This is a genomic window from Paraburkholderia sp. PREW-6R, from assembly GCF_039621805.1.
Taxonomy (GTDB): domain Bacteria; phylum Pseudomonadota; class Gammaproteobacteria; order Burkholderiales; family Burkholderiaceae; genus Paraburkholderia.
In genome coordinates, this window is sequence record NZ_CP155073.1 from 2,280,361 (window position 1) to 2,298,524 (window position 18,164).

Here is an 18,164-nt window from a genome sequence, read left to right on the forward strand (position 1 = left end):
TCGGTCCATGCCTTTTATCAGACGAGTGACCGGATCACTTTCCCGTTTTGCGGGAAGAGTGGCTGACCGCATCCGAAGCGTGCTCGCGACTGTGCTCGTGAGAGCGCACGGATCTCGTAGCCAGCCGTGCATGTCCGATTCGCAACAAAACTTGTCCTTACAATTCGCTCAAGCCACATTAAACTTGGGCAATCAGTTCGGATCGCGATGACAGCGCGAAGCGCCGCATGCTGCTTCACACGATGCCGGTATCGGCCGCCGCGGTCAGCTTCACTCTTTCTCTCCTCTTTCACTAAAGCGTATGGAAACGAGCCTCGACAAAAGCGCCCTCGGCGGCGCATCCGCTGGACTGGCTGCCGCCAGCTCCTCGACAAGCGCCCCGAGCGTCTCGACCGCGCCCGCCGCCCCGGTGCAGCGGACGGTCTATTCGGTGCTCGGCGCGATCAGCTTTTCGCATCTGCTCAACGACATGATCCAGTCGTTGATCCTCGCGATCTACCCCATGCTGAAGGACAATTTTTCGCTATCGTTCGGCGAGATCGGGTTGATCACGCTGACCTATCAGATCACCGCGTCGCTGCTGCAACCGCTCGTCGGCATGTACACCGACCGGCATCCGAAGCCGTATTCGCTGCCCGTCGGCATGGGCTTCACGCTGTCGGGACTGCTGCTGATGTCGGTCGCGCCAAGCTTCGGCGTGTTGCTGGTGGCCGCGGCGCTGGTGGGCTGCGGGTCGTCCGTCTTTCACCCGGAGTCGTCGCGAGTCGCGCGCATGGCGTCCGGCGGCCGGCATGGCCTCGCGCAGTCGCTTTTCCAGGTGGGCGGCAATGCGGGCTCGTCGCTCGGACCGCTGCTGGCCGCGCTGATCGTGATTCCGCATGGGCAGCGCAGCATCGCCTGGTTCTCGGTGGCGGCGCTGGTTGCGATCGTCGTGCTCGCGCAGATCGGCCGCTGGTACAAGGCGCATCCCGCCATCAAAAAGACGCGCAGCCAGGCGGGTCACGCCACGCTGTCGCGCAACAAGGTGATGTTCGCGATGGCCGTGCTGATGCTGCTGGTCTTCTCCAAGTATTTTTATCTCGCGAGCCTGAACAGCTATTTCACGTTCTATCTGATCGACAAATTCCATCTGCCGGTACAGGCGGCGCAGGTGCATCTGTTCGTGTTCCTCGCGGCAGTGGCGGCGGGCACGGTGATCGGCGGCCCGATCGGCGACAGGATCGGCCGCAAGTATGTGATCTGGGTGTCGATTCTCGGCGTTGCGCCATTCACGCTGCTGCTGCCTTATGCCAACCTGTTCTGGACCGGCGTGCTGACGGTGATTATCGGTGTGGTGCTGGCGTCGGCGTTCTCGGCGATCCTGGTCTATGCGCAGGAATTGATTCCCGGCAAGGTCGGCATGGTCGCGGGCCTGTTCTTCGGTTTCGCGTTCGGCATGGGCGGCATCGGCGCTGCCGTGCTGGGTCAGTTGGCCGATGCGACCAGCATCACGTATGTGTACAAGGTCTGCTCGTTCCTGCCGCTGATCGGCGTGCTGACGGTGTTCCTGCCCGACGTCGAGGGCAAGCGCGCGAAGGCTTGATGGCCGGTCGTTGCGTAGGGTATCGGATGAAGGCGCTTCGGCGCCTTTATTCTTTTGTGGCGGCGGCCTGGTGACTGGTGGCCTGTGCGCTGTGCCTTGTGCTCCTGCCTTGTGCTCCTGCCTTGTGCTCCTGCCTTGTGCTCCTGCCTTGTGCTCCTGCCTCGTGCCCCTGCCTTGTGCCCTGTGCCGTATCCCCTCCCCTGTGGCCCTATGCGCTGCGCGCTGCGCCCAGTGTTGGCGCCCTGACGCCCCAGCCCGCCGCGCCGCACTGTCTTTCCCCGCCCCGCTCATGGTGAACCCGCGTTGTCCGCGAAGCCACGCGTGCTCTATGCTTGACACTACGCACGTCCGGCTCTCGCGCTCTTCATAAGGCCGTGCGAACCACGTTCGTCCCCCAATCCACTTACGCAGCAGAAGGATCGTCGCAGATGACCCGCTACCGCGATTTCCACCGCCGTTCGATCGACGATCCAGAAGGATTCTGGCGTGAACAGGCGCAGCGCATTCATTGGGACACGCCATTCGACACGGTGCTGGACCGCTCGAATCCGCCGTTTGCACGCTGGTTCAGCGGCGGTCGCACGAATCTCTGCCACAACGCGGTGGATCGCCACCTGGCCGCCCGCGCACAGCAGAACGCGCTGGTGTATGTGTCGACGGAAACCGGTATCGAGCGGCGTTACACGTACGCTGAACTGCACGCTGAAATCAACCGGATGGCGGCCGTGATGCGTTCGCTCGGCGTCAAACGCGGCGATGTCGTGCTGCTCTATCTGCCGATGATCCCCGAGGCACTGTTTGCGATGCTCGCATGCGCGCGGCTCGGCGCGATTCACTCGGTGGTGTTCGGCGGCTTCGCGGCGCCCAATCTCGCCGCACGCATCGACGACGCGAAGCCGGTGCTGATCGTCACCGCCGACGCCGGCGCGCGCGGCGGCAAGGTGATCGACTACACGCCGCTCGTCGACGAAGCACTGGCGCGCGCCAGCCATAAAACGCCGAACGTGCTGCTGATCGACCGGCAACTCGCACCAGAGCGCCTGAACGCGAGCTATCTGGTCGCCTATGAACCGCTGCGCGAACAGTTTTTCGACGCTCACGTGCCATGCGTGTGGCTCGAATCGAACGAGCCCTCGTATGTGCTGTACACGTCGGGCACGACCGGCAAGCCGAAGGGCGTGCAGCGCGACGTCGGCGGCTACGCGGTCGCGCTCGCCGCGTCGATGGACCATATCTTTCAGGGCAAGCCCGGCGACACGATGTTCACTGCGTCGGACGTCGGTTGGGTGGTCGGCCACAGCTACATCATCTACGCGCCGCTGATTGCGGGACTCACCACCGTGATGTACGAAGGCACGCCCATCCGTCCGGACGGCGGCATCTGGTGGCGCCTCGTCGAGCAACACAAGATCAACATCATGTTCACCGCGCCCACAGCATTGCGCGTACTGAAGAAGCAGGACCCGGCGCTGCTGAAAAAAGCGGATCTGTCGAGCCTGCGCACACTCTTTCTCGCCGGCGAACCGCTCGACGAGCCCACCGCCGCATGGATCGCCGATGCACTCGGCAAGCCGGTCATCGACAATTACTGGCAGACCGAAACCGGCTGGCCCATGCTCGCGATCCCGCGCGGCGTCGACGCGTTGCCGACCAAACTCGGCTCACCTGGCGTGCCGTCGGCGGGCTTCGACCTCACGTTGCGCAACGAAGCGACGGGCGAGCCCTGCGCCGCCGGAGAAAAAGGCGTACTCACGCTGAACTATCCGTTGCCGCCGGGCTGCATGTCGACGGTATGGGGCGACGACCAACGCTTCATCACCACCTACTGGTCGAGCATTCCCAACCAGCAGGTCTATTCGACGTTCGACTGGGGCATTCAGGACGAAGACGGCTACGTGACGATCCTTGGCCGTACCGACGACGTGATCAACGTCGCCGGCCACCGTCTCGGCACGCGCGAGATCGAGGAAGCGTTGTCGAGCCACGCGGCGGTTGCGGAAGTGGCGGTGGTCGGCGTGACCGACGCGCTGAAAGGCCAGGCGGCGATGGCGTTCGTCGTGGTGCGTGACGCCGGGACGTATGCGAACGAGAACGCGCGCGCGAAGCTCGAAGCCGAACTTACGTCGACCGTCGATCGCCAGCTTGGCGCCATTGCGCGGCCGGCGCGCGTGGTCGTCGTGTCGATGCTGCCGAAAACGCGCTCCGGCAAACTGTTGCGACGCGCGATTGCGGCGCTCGCCGAAGGCCGCGAACCGGGCGATCTGCCGACCATTGAAGACCCGGCGGCGCTGCAGCAGGTGCGGGATGCGCTCGGCAATACCGGGACAAAGTAGGCAACGCGTTTAGCTCACGCGTTTCGCTTCGAGGAACCGCTTCAGGATCGCGTTTGAATACGCGCCCGCGATCTCCGTGAGAAACGACACGAAGGACGCGGGCGCGTGGTCGTCCGCGGTATCGGAAATGGTGCGCACGACCGCGCACGGCACCCCATATTCGTAACAGACCTGCGCGATGGCCGCGCCTTCCATTTCGACGGCGAGCGCATCGGGCAGTGCGTCGCGCAACGCAATGACGGCCGCGGCGCTCGCCACGAACCGGTCGCCGCTTACGATCAAGCCGCGATGCACTCGCGGTTCGCGCGTACCGAAGCGCGCAGCCACAACGGCGCCTTCTTCCGTTACGAAACGCTCGCAGGCCGCCGCGAGCGCATTCGCCAGCGCTGCGTTGGCGGCAAAGCGCGACACGCCGAGCAGCGGCACTTCGAAACGGGGAAAGAGCGGCGACGCGTCGAGATCATGCTGCACCAACTCGTTCGCGACGACGATGTCGCCCACCCGCACCTGCGCGCCGACGCCGCCCGCGACGCCCGTGAATATCACCGCTTGCACGTCGAACACATGGATCAGTGCGCTGACCGTCGCCGCCGCCGCGACCTTGCCGATGCGTGCGAGCGTGACGACGCAGGGCGCGCCGTGCACGGTGCCCAGGTGATAGTCGCGCTGGCCGTGTGTGACGGTCCGCACGCCCGACTCGGCGCGCATGGCTTCGATCAGGTCGCCGAGTTCCTGCGGCAACGCGGCCAGAATACCGAGCGGCCGGTGAGGCAGCGGCACGTCCGGTACCGGCATGTCCGTTACCGGCACGTCCGCTACCGGCATGTCCGTTACCGGCACGTCCGTTACCGGCATGTTCGCTACCGGCATGTCCGCTCCTGACGTTGTCACGCCGGCCGCGCTCATTCCACCGCCTGCAATTTGGCGACAGCGAGCGCCAGCCACTTCTCCCCGTGCCGTTTGAATTTGACCTGCGCTTTTGCGTCCGTGCCGCCGCCTTCGAGCGCGGTAATCGTGCCTTCGCCAAACTTCGTGTGGAACACCTGCTGTCCGACCCGAAAGCCGCTCTCGGCCGCCCGCTGCTCATTCGCGAAGGCCGGCAGCGCTGCCGGCGTGGACGACGCCGCGCCCGTGTACCCCGGCCGCGCGAACCAGTCGCGCCCATAGCCCGCGTTATCGGAACGGCCACCCCAGCGGGCGCCCGCCTCGACCTTCGGCGTGAGCCACTTGAGCGTATCCTGCGGCAGTTCGTCGAAAAAACGCGAGCGGATGTTATAGCGCGTCTGACCATGCAGCATCCGGCTTTGCGCAAACGACAGATAGAGCCGCTCCTTTGCGCGCGTGATCGCCACGTACATCAGACGCCGCTCCTCTTCCAGACCGTCCGACTCCATCGCGCTGTTCTCGTGCGGGAACAGCCCTTCCTCCAGGCCGGTGATGAACACCGCCGTGAATTCGAGCCCCTTCGCCGCGTGCACGGTCATCAGTTGCACGGCTTCCTGGCCGGCTTGCGCCTGGTTGTCGCCGGCTTCGAGCGATGCATGCGACAGGAACCCGGCGAGTGGCGTCATGGTGTCGGGGTTCTGGGCGGGATCGGCAACGCCGGGCGCGTCCAGCACGACCGTGTTCGGGTCGTCGGTGGCGACGCTCAGTTCGGGCGCGGCCGTCGCGCCCGGTCGCAGCGGAATCGAGCGCGCCGGCGTGTCCATCCCGTAACCCTCTTCGCTGACGAAGGCCGCCGCCGCGTTCACGAGTTCCTGCAGGTTTTCCAGCCGGTCCTGCCCTTCACGCTCGTTCTGGTAGAAGTCCGAAAGACCGCTCGTGCGGACCACGTATTCGACCGTTTCCGGCAGGCTCATCTGCTGCGTCTCGGCGCGCATTCTGGCGATCAGATTGGCGAATGCCGCGAGGCTCGACCCCGCCTTGCCCGCCACATACGGAATGGCCGCCGCCATCGAACAGTTATACAGACGCGCTGCGTCCGCGAGTTGCTCGATCGAGCGCGCACCGATGCCGCGCGTCGGGAAGTTGACGACGCGAGCGAACGCGGTGTCGTCGTTCGGATTATCGATCAGGCGCAGATAGGCGAGCGCGTGCTTGACTTCCTGACGCTCGAAAAAGCGCAAGCCGCCGTACACGCGGTACGCGATGCCCGCGTTGACGAGCGTGTGTTCGATCGTGCGCGACTGCGCATTGCTGCGATACAGGATCGCGATTTCGCTGCGCGACGTGCCGGTGTTGATCAGCGCCTTGATTTCCTCGACGATCCAGCCCGCTTCCTGCGAATCGGTCGCGGATTCGTACACGCGCACGGGTTCGCCGTGACCCGCGTCGGTACGGAGGTTCTTGCCGAGACGCCGCGAGTTGTTCGCGATCAGCTGGTTGGCGGCATCGAGAATATGGCCGTGCGAGCGGTAGTTCTGCTCCAGCTTGATCAGATGACGCACGTTGAACTCATGCTCGAAATCGCGCATGTTGCCGACGTTCGCGCCGCGAAAAGCGTAGATAGACTGGTCGTCGTCGCCGACCGCGAAGATCGCGTTGGTCTGCCCGGCGAGCAGCTTGAGCCACGCGTATTGCAGCTTGTTGGTGTCCTGAAACTCGTCGACGAGAATGTGCCGGAAGCGCGCCTGATAGTGCGCACGCAGCGGCGGATTGTGCGCGAGCAGTTCGAAGCAGCGCAGCAGCAGCTCGGGGAAATCGACGACGCCTTCACGCTGGCATTGCTGGTCGTATGCTTCGTAGAGTTCGACGAACTTGCGATTGAAGTTGTCGGTCGCGTCGACGTCTTTCGGGCGCAGCCCCTGTTCCTTCGCGTTATTGATGAAGTACTGGAGATTTTTCGCCGGATACTTTTCGTCGTCGATATTGAGGCCCTTCATCAGCCGCTTGATCGCGGAAAGCTGGTCGGCGGTGTCGAGAATCTGGAACGTGGCCGGCAACCCCGCGTCACGATGATGCGCGCGGAGCATGCGGTTGCACAGACCGTGGAACGTGCCGATCCACATGCCGCGCGTGTCGATGGGCAGAAGCGCCGAGAGGCGCGACATCATTTCGCGGGCGGCTTTATTGGTAAAGGTGACGGCCAGAATGGTAGCCGGCGACGCGAGGCCGTTCTGGATGAGCCACGCGATGCGCGTGATGAGGACGCGGGTCTTGCCGCTGCCCGCACCGGCGAGAATGAGCGCCGGCTCGTTCGGAAGCGTGACCGCGGCGTGTTGTTCGGGGTTGAGATTGGCTAGCAGATCGGGCATTTTTCTCGGGGGACGGCAGTTCGTGCGTCATTATATGCCCCTGCGGCGTGGGGCTTTTCTGTTCCGGACGTTTGCGTGCGGCTGGATTTTTCTGGATGCCTGCCGCCGCCACCCAACCCAAAAACCAAAAAATCCCCTGTGCCAAGGCGCCGCTTATAATCAAACATTATCCGTATTGACCAGCAGATCACCACATGAGCGAGACCCCGAGCGACACCACCTCCACGCTTGCCAAAAGCTTCGAGCCCCACACCATTGAAGCCCACTGGGGCCCCGAATGGGAAAAGCGTGGCTACGCCACGCCGGTCATCGACGAAAACAGGAAGGACTTTTCGATCCAGTTGCCGCCGCCGAACGTCACCGGCACGCTGCACATGGGCCATGCGTTCAACCAGACAATCATGGACGGCCTGACCCGCTATCACCGCATGCTCGGCGAAAACACGCTGTGGGTGCCGGGCACGGACCACGCGGGTATTGCGACGCAGATCGTCGTCGAACGCCAGCTGGACGCGAAAGGCATCTCGCGCCATGACCTTGGCCGTGAAAAATTCGTCGAACGCGTGTGGGAGTGGAAACAGCAGTCGGGCTCGACCATCACGAATCAGGTGCGGCGCCTCGGCGCGTCCATCGACTGGTCGCGCGAATATTTCACGATGGACGACAGGATGTCCGCCGCCGTGCGCGACGTTTTCGTGCGTCTGTATGAGCAGGGCCTGATCTACCGCGGCAAGCGCCTCGTCAACTGGGACCCGGTGCTGCTTACCGCCGTGTCCGATCTCGAAGTGGTCAGCGAGGAAGAAAACGGGCACCTGTGGCACATCCAGTACCCGCTCACCGACGGCTCCGGGCATCTGACCGTCGCCACCACGCGGCCGGAAACCATGCTCGGCGACACGGCCGTGATGGTTCACCCCGAAGACGAGCGCTACGCGCACCTGATCGGCAAAACAGTCACGCTGCCGCTCTCCAACCGCGAAGTGCCGATCATCGCCGACGACTACGTGGACCGCGAATTCGGCACCGGCGTCGTGAAAGTCACGCCCGCGCACGACTTCAACGACTACCAGGTCGGTCTGCGCCACAAGCTGCCGATGATCGAAATCCTCACGCTCGACGCGAAGATCAACGACAATGCGCCGGAAAAATATCGCGGCCTCGATCGCTTCGAGGCGCGCAAGCAGGTCGTGGCCGACCTCGAAGCGCTCGGCGCGCTCGAATCGGTCAAACCGCACAAGCTGATGGTGCCGCGCGGCGACCGCACGGGCGTCGTGATCGAGCCGATGCTCACGGACCAATGGTTCGTCGCAATGAGCAAACCGGCGCCGCAAGGCACGTTCAATCCGGGCAAATCGATCGCGGAGACGGCGCTCGACGTGGTGCGCAGCGGCCAGATCAGATTCGTGCCGGAAAACTGGTCGACCACCTACTACCAGTGGCTCGAAAACATTCAGGACTGGTGCATCTCGCGTCAGTTGTGGTGGGGCCATCAGATTCCGGCGTGGTACGGCGAAAACGGCGAAATCTTCGTCGCGAAAACCGAAGAAGACGCGCGCGCCAAGGCGGGCGCCGCCGGCTACACGGGTTCGCTCAAGCGCGATGAAGATGTGCTCGACACGTGGTTTTCGTCCGCGCTGGTGCCGTTCTCGTCGCTCGGCTGGCCAAATGAAACGCCGGAACTCAGGCACTTCCTGCCGTCGTCGGTGCTCGTCACCGGCTTCGACATCATTTTCTTCTGGGTCGCGCGCATGGTCATGATGACCACGCACTTCACCGGCAAGGTCCCGTTCGACACGGTGTACGTGCACGGTCTCGTGCGCGACGCAGAGGGCCAGAAGATGTCGAAGAGCAAGGGCAATACGCTCGACCCGATCGATATCGTCGACGGCATCGACGTCGACTCGCTCGTCGCCAAGCGCACCACGGGCCTCATGAATCCGAAGCAGGCTGCGTCGATCGAGAAAAAAACCCGCAAGGAGTTTCCGAACGGCATTCCCGCTTTCGGCACGGACGCACTGCGCTTCACGATGGCGTCGATGGCCACGCTCGGCCGCAACGTCAACTTCGATCTGGCACGCTGCGAGGGCTACCGCAACTTCTGCAACAAGCTATGGAACGCCACCCGTTTCGTGCTGATGAACTGCGAAGGGCACGATTGCGGCTTCGGCAAACCAGAGCAATGCGGCGAATGCGGGCCCGACGGGCACCTGAACTTTTCGCCGGCCGACCGCTGGATCGTGTCACACCTGCAACGCGTGGAACTCGAAGTCGCCAAGGGTTTTGCCGACTATCGTTTTGATAATGTGGCCAACGCCCTATACAAGTTCGTGTGGGACGAATACTGTGACTGGTATCTCGAACTCGCGAAGGTGCAGATCCAGACGGGTCTGCCGAATCAGCAGCGCGCAACGCGTCGCACGCTGCTGCGCGTGCTCGAGACGGTGCTGCGCCTCGCGCATCCGGTGATTCCTTTCATCACCGAAGCGCTATGGCAGAAAGTGGCGCCGCTCGCCGGACGCTACCCCGCAGGCATGCATGAGGGCGAGGCGTCCATCATGGTGCAACCTTACCCTGTTGCCGAGCCTTCGAAGATCGACGAAAGCGCGGAACAGTGGGCGGCCGACCTGAAAGCGGTGATCGATGCATGCCGGAATCTGCGTGGCGAAATGAATCTGTCGCCCGCGGTCAAGGTGCCGTTGCTCGCCAGCGGCAACGCAGAGCGCCTGCGCACTTTCGCGCCGTACGTCCAGGCACTCGCCCGTTTGTCCGAAGTGCAGATCATCGCCGACGAGGCCACCCTCGATGCGCAGGCAGATGGCGCGCCAATTGCTATTGTCGGTAACGACAAGCTTGTGCTAAAGGTGGAAATCGACGTCGCCGTGGAGCGCGAGCGGTTGTCGAAGGAGATTGCGCGGTTGAGCACGGAAGTGACGAAGTGCAATGCCAAATTGCAGAACGAAAGTTTCGTTGCAAAGGCACCGCCGGCAGTCGTTGAGCAGGAGCAGAAAAGGCTGGCAGAATTCGAAGCCACGTTGGGCAAACTGAAAGCTCAACTCGCGCGCTTGCCGGTTTGATCGACGCTCCGTGCCCGCCACGCGTATCGCGCCGCGGGCAAGGATCGAAATCTACATCCGAGGATTCAGGGTAATCACATGCTAAAAGTTACAAAAGCAGTTTTTCCGGTAGCAGGTCTGGGCACCCGGTTCCTCCCTGCCACGAAAGCGAGCCCGAAGGAAATGCTCCCGATCGTCGACAAACCGCTGATCCAGTATGCGGTTGAAGAAGCCATGGCGGCGGGTATCACCGAAATGATCTTCGTCACCGGCCGCAGCAAACGTGCGATCGAAGACCATTTCGATAAGTCATACGAAATCGAAGCCGAACTGGAAGCGCGTGGCAAAGACAAGCTGCTCGAGCTCGTGCGCAGCATCAAGCCTAGCCACGTCGACTGCTTTTACGTGCGTCAGCCCGAAGCGCTGGGGCTCGGCCACGCGGTGCTATGCGCGGAGAAACTGGTGGGCGACAACCCATTCGCCGTGATTCTCGCGGACGACCTGCTGTACGGCACGCCGCCGGTCATGACGCAGATGATCGAAGTATTCGATCACTACCACAGCTCGGTGATTGGCGTCGAAGAAATTCCGGCCCAGGAAACCAAGTCGTACGGGATTGTCGATGGCAAGGAATGGGAAGCTTCGATCATCAAGATGTCAGGCATCGTCGAGAAGCCGGAGCCGAACGTGGCGCCGTCGAACCTTGGCGTGGTCGGCCGTTACGTGCTGAAGCCGCGGATTTTCGATCATATCCGCTCCATCAAGCCCGGCGCGGGTGGCGAACTGCAATTGACGGACGCGATCCAGTCGTTGCTCGCCGACGAACAGGTGCTCGCGTACAAGTATCACGGCACCCGCTTTGACTGCGGCAGCAAGTTGGGCTATCTGAAGGCGACGGTGGAATTTGCGCTGCGCCATCCGGAAGTCGCGGCAGATTTCGAGGAGTATCTGCGTACGCGTTCGCCGGTGCTGGAAGGTTGAGCGGGCGGCCGGCGCGTGAGCGCTGGTTGCGTTGAGTTTTCGTTCGCCAAACTGCGCGGCGCATGACCCGCTGCAAGCTTGGCGTGACGTAAAAAAAAGCGCTGTGTCCTCCTCGCGGAGGACGCAGCGCCTTTTTATTTGCGCGGCCTGCCTTACGGGCTCAGCGACGTTTCATCAGGAACGTGAACACTTTGTCGTGCGCCGAGCTTTCGACAATCTCGTTGCCGGTTTGCTTGGCGAATGCCGCGAAATCACGCTGCGAGCCGGGGTCGGTAGCCAACACCTTCAGAATCTGGCCGCTTTCCATGTCGGCGAGTGCTTTCTTTGCACGCAAAATGGGCAACGGGCACATCAGGCCGCGTGCGTCGACTTCCTTGTGAACCTGAATCTGCATGGGGGGCGCCTTCCAGATGGGAGGGGTGGCGTGCTTGCGACGCCTGGACGAAGGTTGGAATTTTACCGCAGGCGGCGGGTGGCCGTTGTTCAACGGCCGGGTTCTGGCCTCCCTAGCCCAACACCACCGCCTCGCCCGTTTCCAACGAAACCCTCATCGCGCTTGCAATCCGCGTCGCCTCCAGCGCATCGGCAAGCGTAGCCCCATCGCCCGCACGGGCAACCCCATCCTGAACGTCGGCAACGAACGCCCGTGCCTCGAACAGAAACGCGTCCTCGAACCGGTCGAAAAAGCTGGCCGTGCACTCATTACGCACGCCGCCGGCATCGTAAATCTCGACGCGATTTAACCGAGGGTTGTGCCCGATCGCCAACGCACCCGCGGTGCCGATCACTTCGCTATGCGTATCATTGCCATGCGCCTGAGTCCGCGACGCGTAAAACATTGCAAGCTTGCCGCCTTCGAACTCGCAGATGGCGACACCATTGTCGACATCGCCGAATTCCCGCAAACCGTCATGCAGTGCAATCGCGCCCGCAGCAAACACGCGCGTCGCGCGCGGCCGCCCCAACAGCCACCTCGCGACGTCGATATCGTGCACGGTGCAGTCCAGAAAGATACCGCCGGACGTCCCCGCAAACCGCACGAAAAATCCTTCGGTGTCGTTCTGATCCGCAGTCTGTGAACGCACCAGAAATGGCCGGCCAATCCTGCCGTCGGCGATCTTGTCGAAAGCATCCCTGTAGCTGGGATCGAAGCGCCGCATGAAGCCGATCGTGGCCCGCAGATGCGGATAACGCTCTGCCTCGGCCAATACGCGTTCACACTCGGCCAGATCGAGCGATAGCGGCTTCTCGCAGAACACATGCTTGCCCGCTCGCAATGCGTCGACAATCTGTTGCGCGTGCAACGAAGACGGTGTCACGAGCCACACCGCGTCCACGTCGCGATCCGCCAGCAGGTCCGCATAGTCGTGGTAAAGGCGCGGCTCGGGCAACGTATTGCGCGCCCAGGCCCGCTCGTCTTCGAGCGGACTGCATGCGGCCACCAGCGCCGCGCCCGGCACACGGTAAGCGAGGTTCTCCGCATGGCGCTTGCCGAGCCGCCCCAGACCCACCACGCCGATGCGAACCCGCTCTCTCCCCGCGATCATCACGATGCCTCGCCGAGTTTCACTGCGCGGCCTTCGCGCCATGAGCGCGTGGCGGCTTCAGCGAGTTCGAGCGCTTTCATTCCGTCCGCGACGGTCGTGCGCACCGGCTTGCCATGCGTGATCGCTTCGAAGAAATGCGCAATTTCCAGTGCGTACGCCGCGCGATAGCGTTCGAGAAAAAATGCCTCGGGCACGTCGCTCGACACCGCGGTTTTCGAATACGCGGTCACTTCGGTAGGCCGCACATTACCCGCCTGCAACATACCTTCGCTGCCGAGCACTTCGAAACGCTGATCGTAGCCATACGCGGCGCGGCGTGCGGTATTGATCTGGCACAGGCGCCCGCGCTTCGTGCGAATCGTGACCGCTGTCGAGTCGATATCGCCAGCTTCGGCGATCGCCGGGTCGGACAGGCAACTGCCGGTCGCATGCAATGTGTCGGCTTCGTCGTCGAGGATCCAGCGGAAAATGTCGAAGTCGTGAATCAGCATGTCCTTGAAAATGCCGCCCGAATGCTTGATGTATTCGACAGGCGGCGCACCCGGATCGCGGCTCGTCACCACCAGCATCTCGGGCGTCCCGATCTCGCCTGCGTCGATACGCGCCTTGAGCGCGGAAAACGTTGGATCGAAGCGGCGCTGAAAACCGATCATGCATACCACCCCCGCGCGCTCCACCGCGTCGGCGCATGCGCGTGCCCGCTCCAGCGTCAAATCCACGGGTTTCTCGCAGAACACGTGCTTTTGCTGCGCCGCCGACTTCATGATCAGATCCGCGTGGGTGTCCGTGCTCGAACAGATCACCGCCGCTCGAACCGACGCATCACCCATGACCGTGTCGATATCCACGACCTGTGCGCCGTGCGCCGCGGCAAGCGCGGCCGCGGCCTCGTGGTTCACATCGACCACGTACTTGAGCCGCACGCCGGGTTGCCGCGCAAGATTCGCCGCATGAATCCTGCCGATCCGCCCAGCGCCCAATACCGCAACGTCGATCGTGCCTACCGCGTCAGTCATCGTATCCTCCGGAGTCTTTGGATTCTTCTACGTTCAGTTCGAGCTTGTACGCGAGCGCGATGAACAACGCCTGGCACAAGCAGATCGTGCTGGTCAGCGAACGGAATGCGAATGCGCTGCCCTCTTTCACATACAGCTGCGTCGTGGCATAACGTGATAGCGGCGATAGTTGGCTGTCCGTAATAACCAGCGTCCTCGCCTGATGATGATGCGCGACGCGCAGGCAGTACTGCGTTTCCTTGCCGTACGGCGCAAAGCTGATTGCGATCACTACGTCGCCCTTTTTTACGCTGCGGATCTGTTCGCGGTACATGCCGCCGAAACCCGACACGAGATGCACGCGTTTGGGCGTGTGCTGCAACGCGTAGACGATATAGCTCGCCACCGGGAACGAGCGCCGCACGCCGATCACATAGATGTTGTCGGCCTGTTGCAGCATCTTGACCGCGGCATCGAATTGCCGGTCGTCGAGTCCCGCTTCGAGTTCTTCGAGTCCGCCGCGCGACGCCGCGATGAATTCACGCGCGACCGAACCGCCCGACAACGCACCGGGCTTCTCGTCGATGAGCTTACGGATTCGTTGCTGATAACTCGGCGACGAACTGCCCTGCCCCGTATAGGCCTGACGAAACACCGCCTGCAGATCGGAAAATCCGGAAAACCCGAAGCGTTGCGCAAAGCGGACCACGGCCGACGGATGAACGCCGCAACTCGCCGCAATATCGCTCGTGCGATCCACCATGACCGTTGAGCGATGCTGCTCGATATACGTGGCCACGCTCTTTAACTGCCGCGGCAGTGCCTCGTAGTTCTCCGCAATGCGGTGCATCAATTCTTCTACGCTTTCCAGTTCCTCGGTGCTCTCTTCCGCCATGGCTTTCTCTCGGATGCTTTATTGCAGTGCGAGAGCGCTTGACACGCGTCGCCGCACACCGTTCTGACGTTGCGAATTATAAGTAGCCACACCGCCAAATGGAACGCATTTTCCATTTTTATTTTCAATGAAATTTTCATTGCACGTCGTTTGAAAACCGCCTAATCTTGGTCGTGAGCGATGGCGCTTCGGCGCGGGCAGACAGTTTGACGCGCTGCGAAGTCACCAGCCGAACGCCGCCAGACGCTCCCTTCAATAACGACAGACCGAGAAAGGTGGAGACAATGAGACTTTGCAAGGGCAGGGCTACGCTCAGGATTCTTGTGACGGCTTTGGCGTTGACGACGGGATTCGGCGCGGCCTCCGCCGCCCGCGCAGCCGACGCTCACTTCGTACTGATCAGCCACGCGCCGGATTCGGACTCGTGGTGGAACACCATCAAGAACGCAATCAAGCAGGCCGACGAGGACTTCAACGTCGAGACCGACTATCGCAATCCGCCGAACGGCGACATTGCCGACATGGCGCGTCTGGTCGAACAGGCTGCTGCCCGCAATTACGACGGCGTGATCGTCACCATCGCGGATTTCGACGTACTGAAGAGTGCGATCGGCAAGGTCACGGCTAAAAAGATTCCGCTCGTCACGATCAATTCGGGCACCGAAGAACAGAGCGCGCAACTGGGCGCGATCATGCACGTGGGACAGCCGGAATACGTTGCGGGCAAGGCCGCCGGCGAAAAGGCCAAGGCTGCTGGCGTGAAGTCGTTCCTGTGTGTGAATCACCTCGCCACCAACACTGTTTCTTTTGACCGGTGCCGGGGCTTCGCGGAAGCGATCGGCGTCGACTACAAAACATCCACCATCGACTCCGGTCAGGACCCCACTGAAATCCAGTCGAAAGTGAGCGCGTATCTGCGCAACCACCCGAACACCGGCGCGATCCTCACACTCGGACCGACCCCGGCATCGGCCACGCTGAAAGCGGTTCAGCAGATGGGACTGAACGGCAAGATCTATTTCTGCACGTTCGACTTCTCCGACGACATCGCCAAAGCCATTCAGAACGGCACGATCCAGTTCGCCATCGACCAGCAGCCGTATCTGCAGGGCTATATCCCGGTCGCGGTGCTGGCCATCGTGAAGAAGGAGCACACCACCGACCCGGCGAAGATCCGCCAGATTCTCGAAGCCAATCCGAAGTTCAAGGAAAGGCTCGCCACGTACGGTCTCGCGCCTTCGTATGGGCCGAAGAACATCCGCTCGGGCCCGGGCTTCATCACGAAGGAAAACCTCGACAAGGTCATCAAGTACGCAGGCCAGTATCGCTGATTCGTTCTTCCAGCCAGTCACGCGCGAGGCGGCCGCCGCTTCCACACGAAGCGCGCCGCCCGCCACTCTCGCGCATCTTTACCGGCAGTGCGCGTTGCAAGGTATTTCGCCTTGTCAGACACGCAACCGGGTTCCAAGGAGACATCATGGGTGTAGCCGGCAAACACTTTCCACCACACGTCAAGACGACCGGCGCGGAGGCGCCCTCCGTACCCGAGTCGGACGAACGTGTGCGCAAGGAATCCTGGTTCGGGCATTTGCTGAACCGCCCCGAGTTCGCGGCAATCTCCGGCGCCGTGCTGGTGTTCCTGGTTTTCGCGCTGACCGCCGGCAACTCCGGCATGTTCAACCTCGACGGCGTGATGAACTGGTCGCAGGTGTCCGCGTATCTCGGCATTCTGTCCGTTGGTGCGTGCCTGCTGATGATCGCCGGTGAGTTCGACCTTTCCATTGGATCGATGATCGGCTTCGCCGGCATGATGGTCGCGATTCCTTCGGTGTACTTCCACTGGCCGATCTCACTCGCCATCCTCTTCGCATTCGTCGGGTCGATGCTGCTGGGCGCGCTCAACGGCTATCTGGTCATGCGAACGCGCTTGCCGTCGTTCATTGTCACGCTCGCATTCCTGTTCATTCTGCGCGGACTTACGCTCGCGCTGTCGATCATGTTCGCCGACCGCACCATCGTCTCGGGCGTGGGCGATCTCGCGCAGCAGGACTGGCTCGCGGACACGCTTTTTCATGGGGTAGCGTTCCGCGGCCTGTTTCTGACTCTTGCGCATCACGGCGTCGGCACGTTGCTCGACAACGGCCATGCGCTCGTGCCGGGCATTCCGAAAGTCATTCTCTGGTGGCTCGCGCTTGCGGCGATCTGTGCTTTCGTGCTGGCCAAAACACGTGCCGGCAACTGGATTCTCGCGGTGGGCGGCGACGCGAATGCCGCGAAAAATGTAGGCGTACCGGTACGCCGCGTAAAGATCCTGCTGTTCGTGCTCACCGCGTTCTGCTCGTGCCTGTTCGCGGTGCTGCAGGTCTGCGACATCGGCTCCGCTGCCGCCGACCGGGGTTTGCAAAAGGAATTCGAAGCGATCATCGCCGCGGTGATCGGCGGGACACTGCTCACCGGCGGCTATGGCTCGGTCATCGGCGCCTGTTTCGGCGCGCTGATCTTCGGTGTCGTGCAGATCGGCATCACTTACACGAACGTGAGTTCCGACTGGTTTCGCGTGTTCCTCGGCGTAATGCTGCTGATCGCCGTGCTGTTCAATCACTACGTGCGCCGCCGCGTCGCGCAATCGTAACGGGGAGACGACCATGTCCGACATGAACACTAATAGCGCCGCGAACACGGCAGGCATGCCCGCATCGGGAGCCGCGCCCGAGGAAGACGTGATCCTCGCGCTCGAAAACGTCAACAAGTTCTTTGGCAAGGTCATTGCGCTGAGCGGCGTGACCTTGCGACTCAGGCGCGGCGAAGTGCATTGCCTGCTCGGCGACAACGGCGCGGGCAAGTCGACGCTGATCAAGACACTCGCGGGTGTGCACCAGCCCTCCTCCGGCCAGTATCTGGTCGATGGAAAACCGGTGCTGTTCGAATCGCCGAAAGACGCACTCGATCTCGGCATCGCAACCGTCTATCAGGATCTCGCGCTCGTGCCGCTGCTCTCCGTCGCCCGCAATTTTTTCATGGGGCGTGAGCCGCAAAAGAAAATGTTCGGTTTCCTCACTGTAATGGACCTGGAAACCAGCGCGACGACTGCCCGTGACAAGCTGGCGGAAATGGGCATCAACGTGCGCGACCCGCATCAACCGATCGGCACGATGTCCGGCGGCGAAAAGCAATGCCTCGCAATTGCACGAGCGATCCACTTCGGCGCGCGCGTGCTGATTCTGGACGAACCCACCGCCGCACTCGGCGTGAAGCAGAGTTTTAATGTGCTGAAGCTGATTCATAAAGCGCGCGCCAAAGGCATCTCGGTCATCTTCATTACGCACAACGTCCACCACGCGTATCCGATCGGCGATTCGTTCACGCTGCTCAATCGGGGGAAATCGCTCGGTACATTTACCAAAGACACGATCAGCAAGGACGAAGTGCTCGACATGATGGCCGGCGGCGCCGAAATGCAGAAAATGATCGGCGAGCTCGAAGGCGCGGAAATCTGATCGATATGCACGGTGCGACGCGAAGCG

Annotated in this window: 13 protein-coding genes; 7 read left to right on the forward strand and 6 right to left on the reverse strand. The window is 62.2% G+C overall.

The genetic code is table 11. The features are described 5' to 3' along the window. Positions 1 to 301: 301 nt before the first annotated feature. Both AAGS40_RS09830 and AAGS40_RS09835 read left to right on the forward strand, forming a co-directional pair. Positions 302 to 1,582, forward strand: coding sequence for an MFS transporter (locus tag AAGS40_RS09830; protein WP_345811080.1), 1,281 nt, complete (start codon positions 302 to 304; stop codon positions 1,580 to 1,582). A gap of 428 nt (positions 1,583 to 2,010) precedes the next feature. Beyond that, complete coding sequence (locus AAGS40_RS09835) at positions 2,011 to 3,915, forward strand: propionate--CoA ligase (protein WP_345811081.1); 1,905 nt, start codon at positions 2,011 to 2,013, stop codon at positions 3,913 to 3,915. Between the two features lie 9 nt (positions 3,916 to 3,924). On the opposite strand, the gene AAGS40_RS09840 is transcribed toward AAGS40_RS09835, so the two are convergent. Both AAGS40_RS09840 and AAGS40_RS09845 read right to left on the reverse strand, forming a co-directional pair. Then, on the reverse strand, positions 3,925 to 4,740 hold the full coding sequence (locus tag AAGS40_RS09840; protein WP_345814352.1) for a 5'-methylthioadenosine/adenosylhomocysteine nucleosidase: 816 nt from the start codon (positions 4,738 to 4,740) through the stop codon (positions 3,925 to 3,927). A 77-nt stretch (positions 4,741 to 4,817) separates the two neighbouring features. Beyond that, positions 4,818 to 7,169 carry a UvrD-helicase domain-containing protein gene (locus AAGS40_RS09845; protein ID WP_345811082.1) on the reverse strand — a complete coding sequence of 784 codons (2,352 nt, stop codon included), beginning with the start codon at positions 7,167 to 7,169 and terminating at the stop codon, positions 4,818 to 4,820. A 194-nt stretch (positions 7,170 to 7,363) separates the two neighbouring features. Here AAGS40_RS09845 and AAGS40_RS09850 point away from each other — a divergent pair, with 194 nt between their 5' ends. Then, on the forward strand, positions 7,364 to 10,243 hold the full coding sequence (locus AAGS40_RS09850; RefSeq protein WP_345811083.1) for a valine--tRNA ligase: 2,880 nt from the start codon (positions 7,364 to 7,366) through the stop codon (positions 10,241 to 10,243). 78 nt (positions 10,244 to 10,321) lie between these two features. Further along, positions 10,322 to 11,203 (forward strand): UTP--glucose-1-phosphate uridylyltransferase GalU, encoded by an 882-nt coding sequence (galU, locus tag AAGS40_RS09855; RefSeq protein ID WP_345811084.1) that lies wholly within the window; start codon positions 10,322 to 10,324, stop codon positions 11,201 to 11,203. A gap of 160 nt (positions 11,204 to 11,363) precedes the next feature. On the opposite strand, the gene AAGS40_RS09860 is transcribed toward galU, so the two are convergent. The 4 genes from AAGS40_RS09860 to AAGS40_RS09875 all read right to left on the reverse strand — a co-directional run bounded on the left by AAGS40_RS09860 (position 11,364) and on the right by AAGS40_RS09875 (position 14,640). Beyond that, positions 11,364 to 11,591, reverse strand: coding sequence for a sulfurtransferase TusA family protein (locus tag AAGS40_RS09860; RefSeq protein ID WP_025600552.1), 228 nt, complete (start codon positions 11,589 to 11,591; stop codon positions 11,364 to 11,366). A 118-nt stretch (positions 11,592 to 11,709) separates the two neighbouring features. After that, positions 11,710 to 12,750 carry a Gfo/Idh/MocA family oxidoreductase gene (locus AAGS40_RS09865; RefSeq protein ID WP_345814353.1) on the reverse strand — a complete coding sequence of 347 codons (1,041 nt, stop codon included), beginning with the start codon at positions 12,748 to 12,750 and terminating at the stop codon, positions 11,710 to 11,712. Next, the gene (gene iolG, locus AAGS40_RS09870) at positions 12,750 to 13,766 is read right to left on the reverse strand and encodes an inositol 2-dehydrogenase (RefSeq protein WP_345811085.1); all 1,017 of its coding nucleotides are present in this window, start codon (positions 13,764 to 13,766) and stop codon (positions 12,750 to 12,752) included. The genes AAGS40_RS09865 and iolG overlap by 1 nt, the downstream gene beginning before the upstream one ends. Next, complete coding sequence (locus AAGS40_RS09875) at positions 13,759 to 14,640, reverse strand: MurR/RpiR family transcriptional regulator (RefSeq protein WP_345811086.1); 882 nt, start codon at positions 14,638 to 14,640, stop codon at positions 13,759 to 13,761. The genes iolG and AAGS40_RS09875 overlap by 8 nt, the downstream gene beginning before the upstream one ends. 284 nt (positions 14,641 to 14,924) lie before the next feature. Between AAGS40_RS09875 and AAGS40_RS09880 the strand changes: the two genes are divergently transcribed. The 3 genes from AAGS40_RS09880 to AAGS40_RS09890 all read left to right on the forward strand — a co-directional run bounded on the left by AAGS40_RS09880 (position 14,925) and on the right by AAGS40_RS09890 (position 18,137). After that, positions 14,925 to 15,971, forward strand: coding sequence for a sugar ABC transporter substrate-binding protein (locus AAGS40_RS09880; RefSeq protein ID WP_345811087.1), 1,047 nt, complete (start codon positions 14,925 to 14,927; stop codon positions 15,969 to 15,971). A gap of 146 nt (positions 15,972 to 16,117) precedes the next feature. Beyond that, the gene (locus AAGS40_RS09885) at positions 16,118 to 17,272 is read left to right on the forward strand and encodes an ABC transporter permease (RefSeq protein WP_345811088.1); all 1,155 of its coding nucleotides are present in this window, start codon (positions 16,118 to 16,120) and stop codon (positions 17,270 to 17,272) included. A gap of 13 nt (positions 17,273 to 17,285) precedes the next feature. Beyond that, positions 17,286 to 18,137 carry an ATP-binding cassette domain-containing protein gene (locus tag AAGS40_RS09890; protein ID WP_345811089.1) on the forward strand — a complete coding sequence of 284 codons (852 nt, stop codon included), beginning with the start codon at positions 17,286 to 17,288 and terminating at the stop codon, positions 18,135 to 18,137. Positions 18,138 to 18,164 lie beyond the last annotated feature (27 nt).

What these genes read in the sequence shown, in the direction of transcription:
- AAGS40_RS09830 (WP_345811080.1), top strand. Translation starts at nt 302, where the DNA reads ATGGAAACGAGCCTCGACAAAAGCGCCCTCGGCGGCGCATCCGCTGGA.
- AAGS40_RS09835 (WP_345811081.1), top strand. Translation starts at nt 2,011, where the DNA reads ATGACCCGCTACCGCGATTTCCACCGCCGTTCGATCGACGATCCAGAA.
- AAGS40_RS09840 (WP_345814352.1), bottom strand. Translation starts at nt 4,740, where the DNA reads ATGCCGGTAGCGGACGTGCCGGTAACGGACATGCCGGTACCGGACGTG.
- AAGS40_RS09845 (WP_345811082.1), bottom strand. Translation starts at nt 7,169, where the DNA reads ATGCCCGATCTGCTAGCCAATCTCAACCCCGAACAACACGCCGCGGTC.
- AAGS40_RS09850 (WP_345811083.1), top strand. Translation starts at nt 7,364, where the DNA reads ATGAGCGAGACCCCGAGCGACACCACCTCCACGCTTGCCAAAAGCTTC.
- galU (WP_345811084.1), top strand. Translation starts at nt 10,322, where the DNA reads ATGCTAAAAGTTACAAAAGCAGTTTTTCCGGTAGCAGGTCTGGGCACC.
- AAGS40_RS09865 (WP_345814353.1), bottom strand. Translation starts at nt 12,750, where the DNA reads ATGATCGCGGGGAGAGAGCGGGTTCGCATCGGCGTGGTGGGTCTGGGG.
- iolG (WP_345811085.1), bottom strand. Translation starts at nt 13,766, where the DNA reads ATGACTGACGCGGTAGGCACGATCGACGTTGCGGTATTGGGCGCTGGG.
- AAGS40_RS09875 (WP_345811086.1), bottom strand. Translation starts at nt 14,640, where the DNA reads ATGGCGGAAGAGAGCACCGAGGAACTGGAAAGCGTAGAAGAATTGATG.
- AAGS40_RS09880 (WP_345811087.1), top strand. Translation starts at nt 14,925, where the DNA reads ATGAGACTTTGCAAGGGCAGGGCTACGCTCAGGATTCTTGTGACGGCT.
- AAGS40_RS09885 (WP_345811088.1), top strand. Translation starts at nt 16,118, where the DNA reads ATGGGTGTAGCCGGCAAACACTTTCCACCACACGTCAAGACGACCGGC.
- AAGS40_RS09890 (WP_345811089.1), top strand. Translation starts at nt 17,286, where the DNA reads ATGTCCGACATGAACACTAATAGCGCCGCGAACACGGCAGGCATGCCC.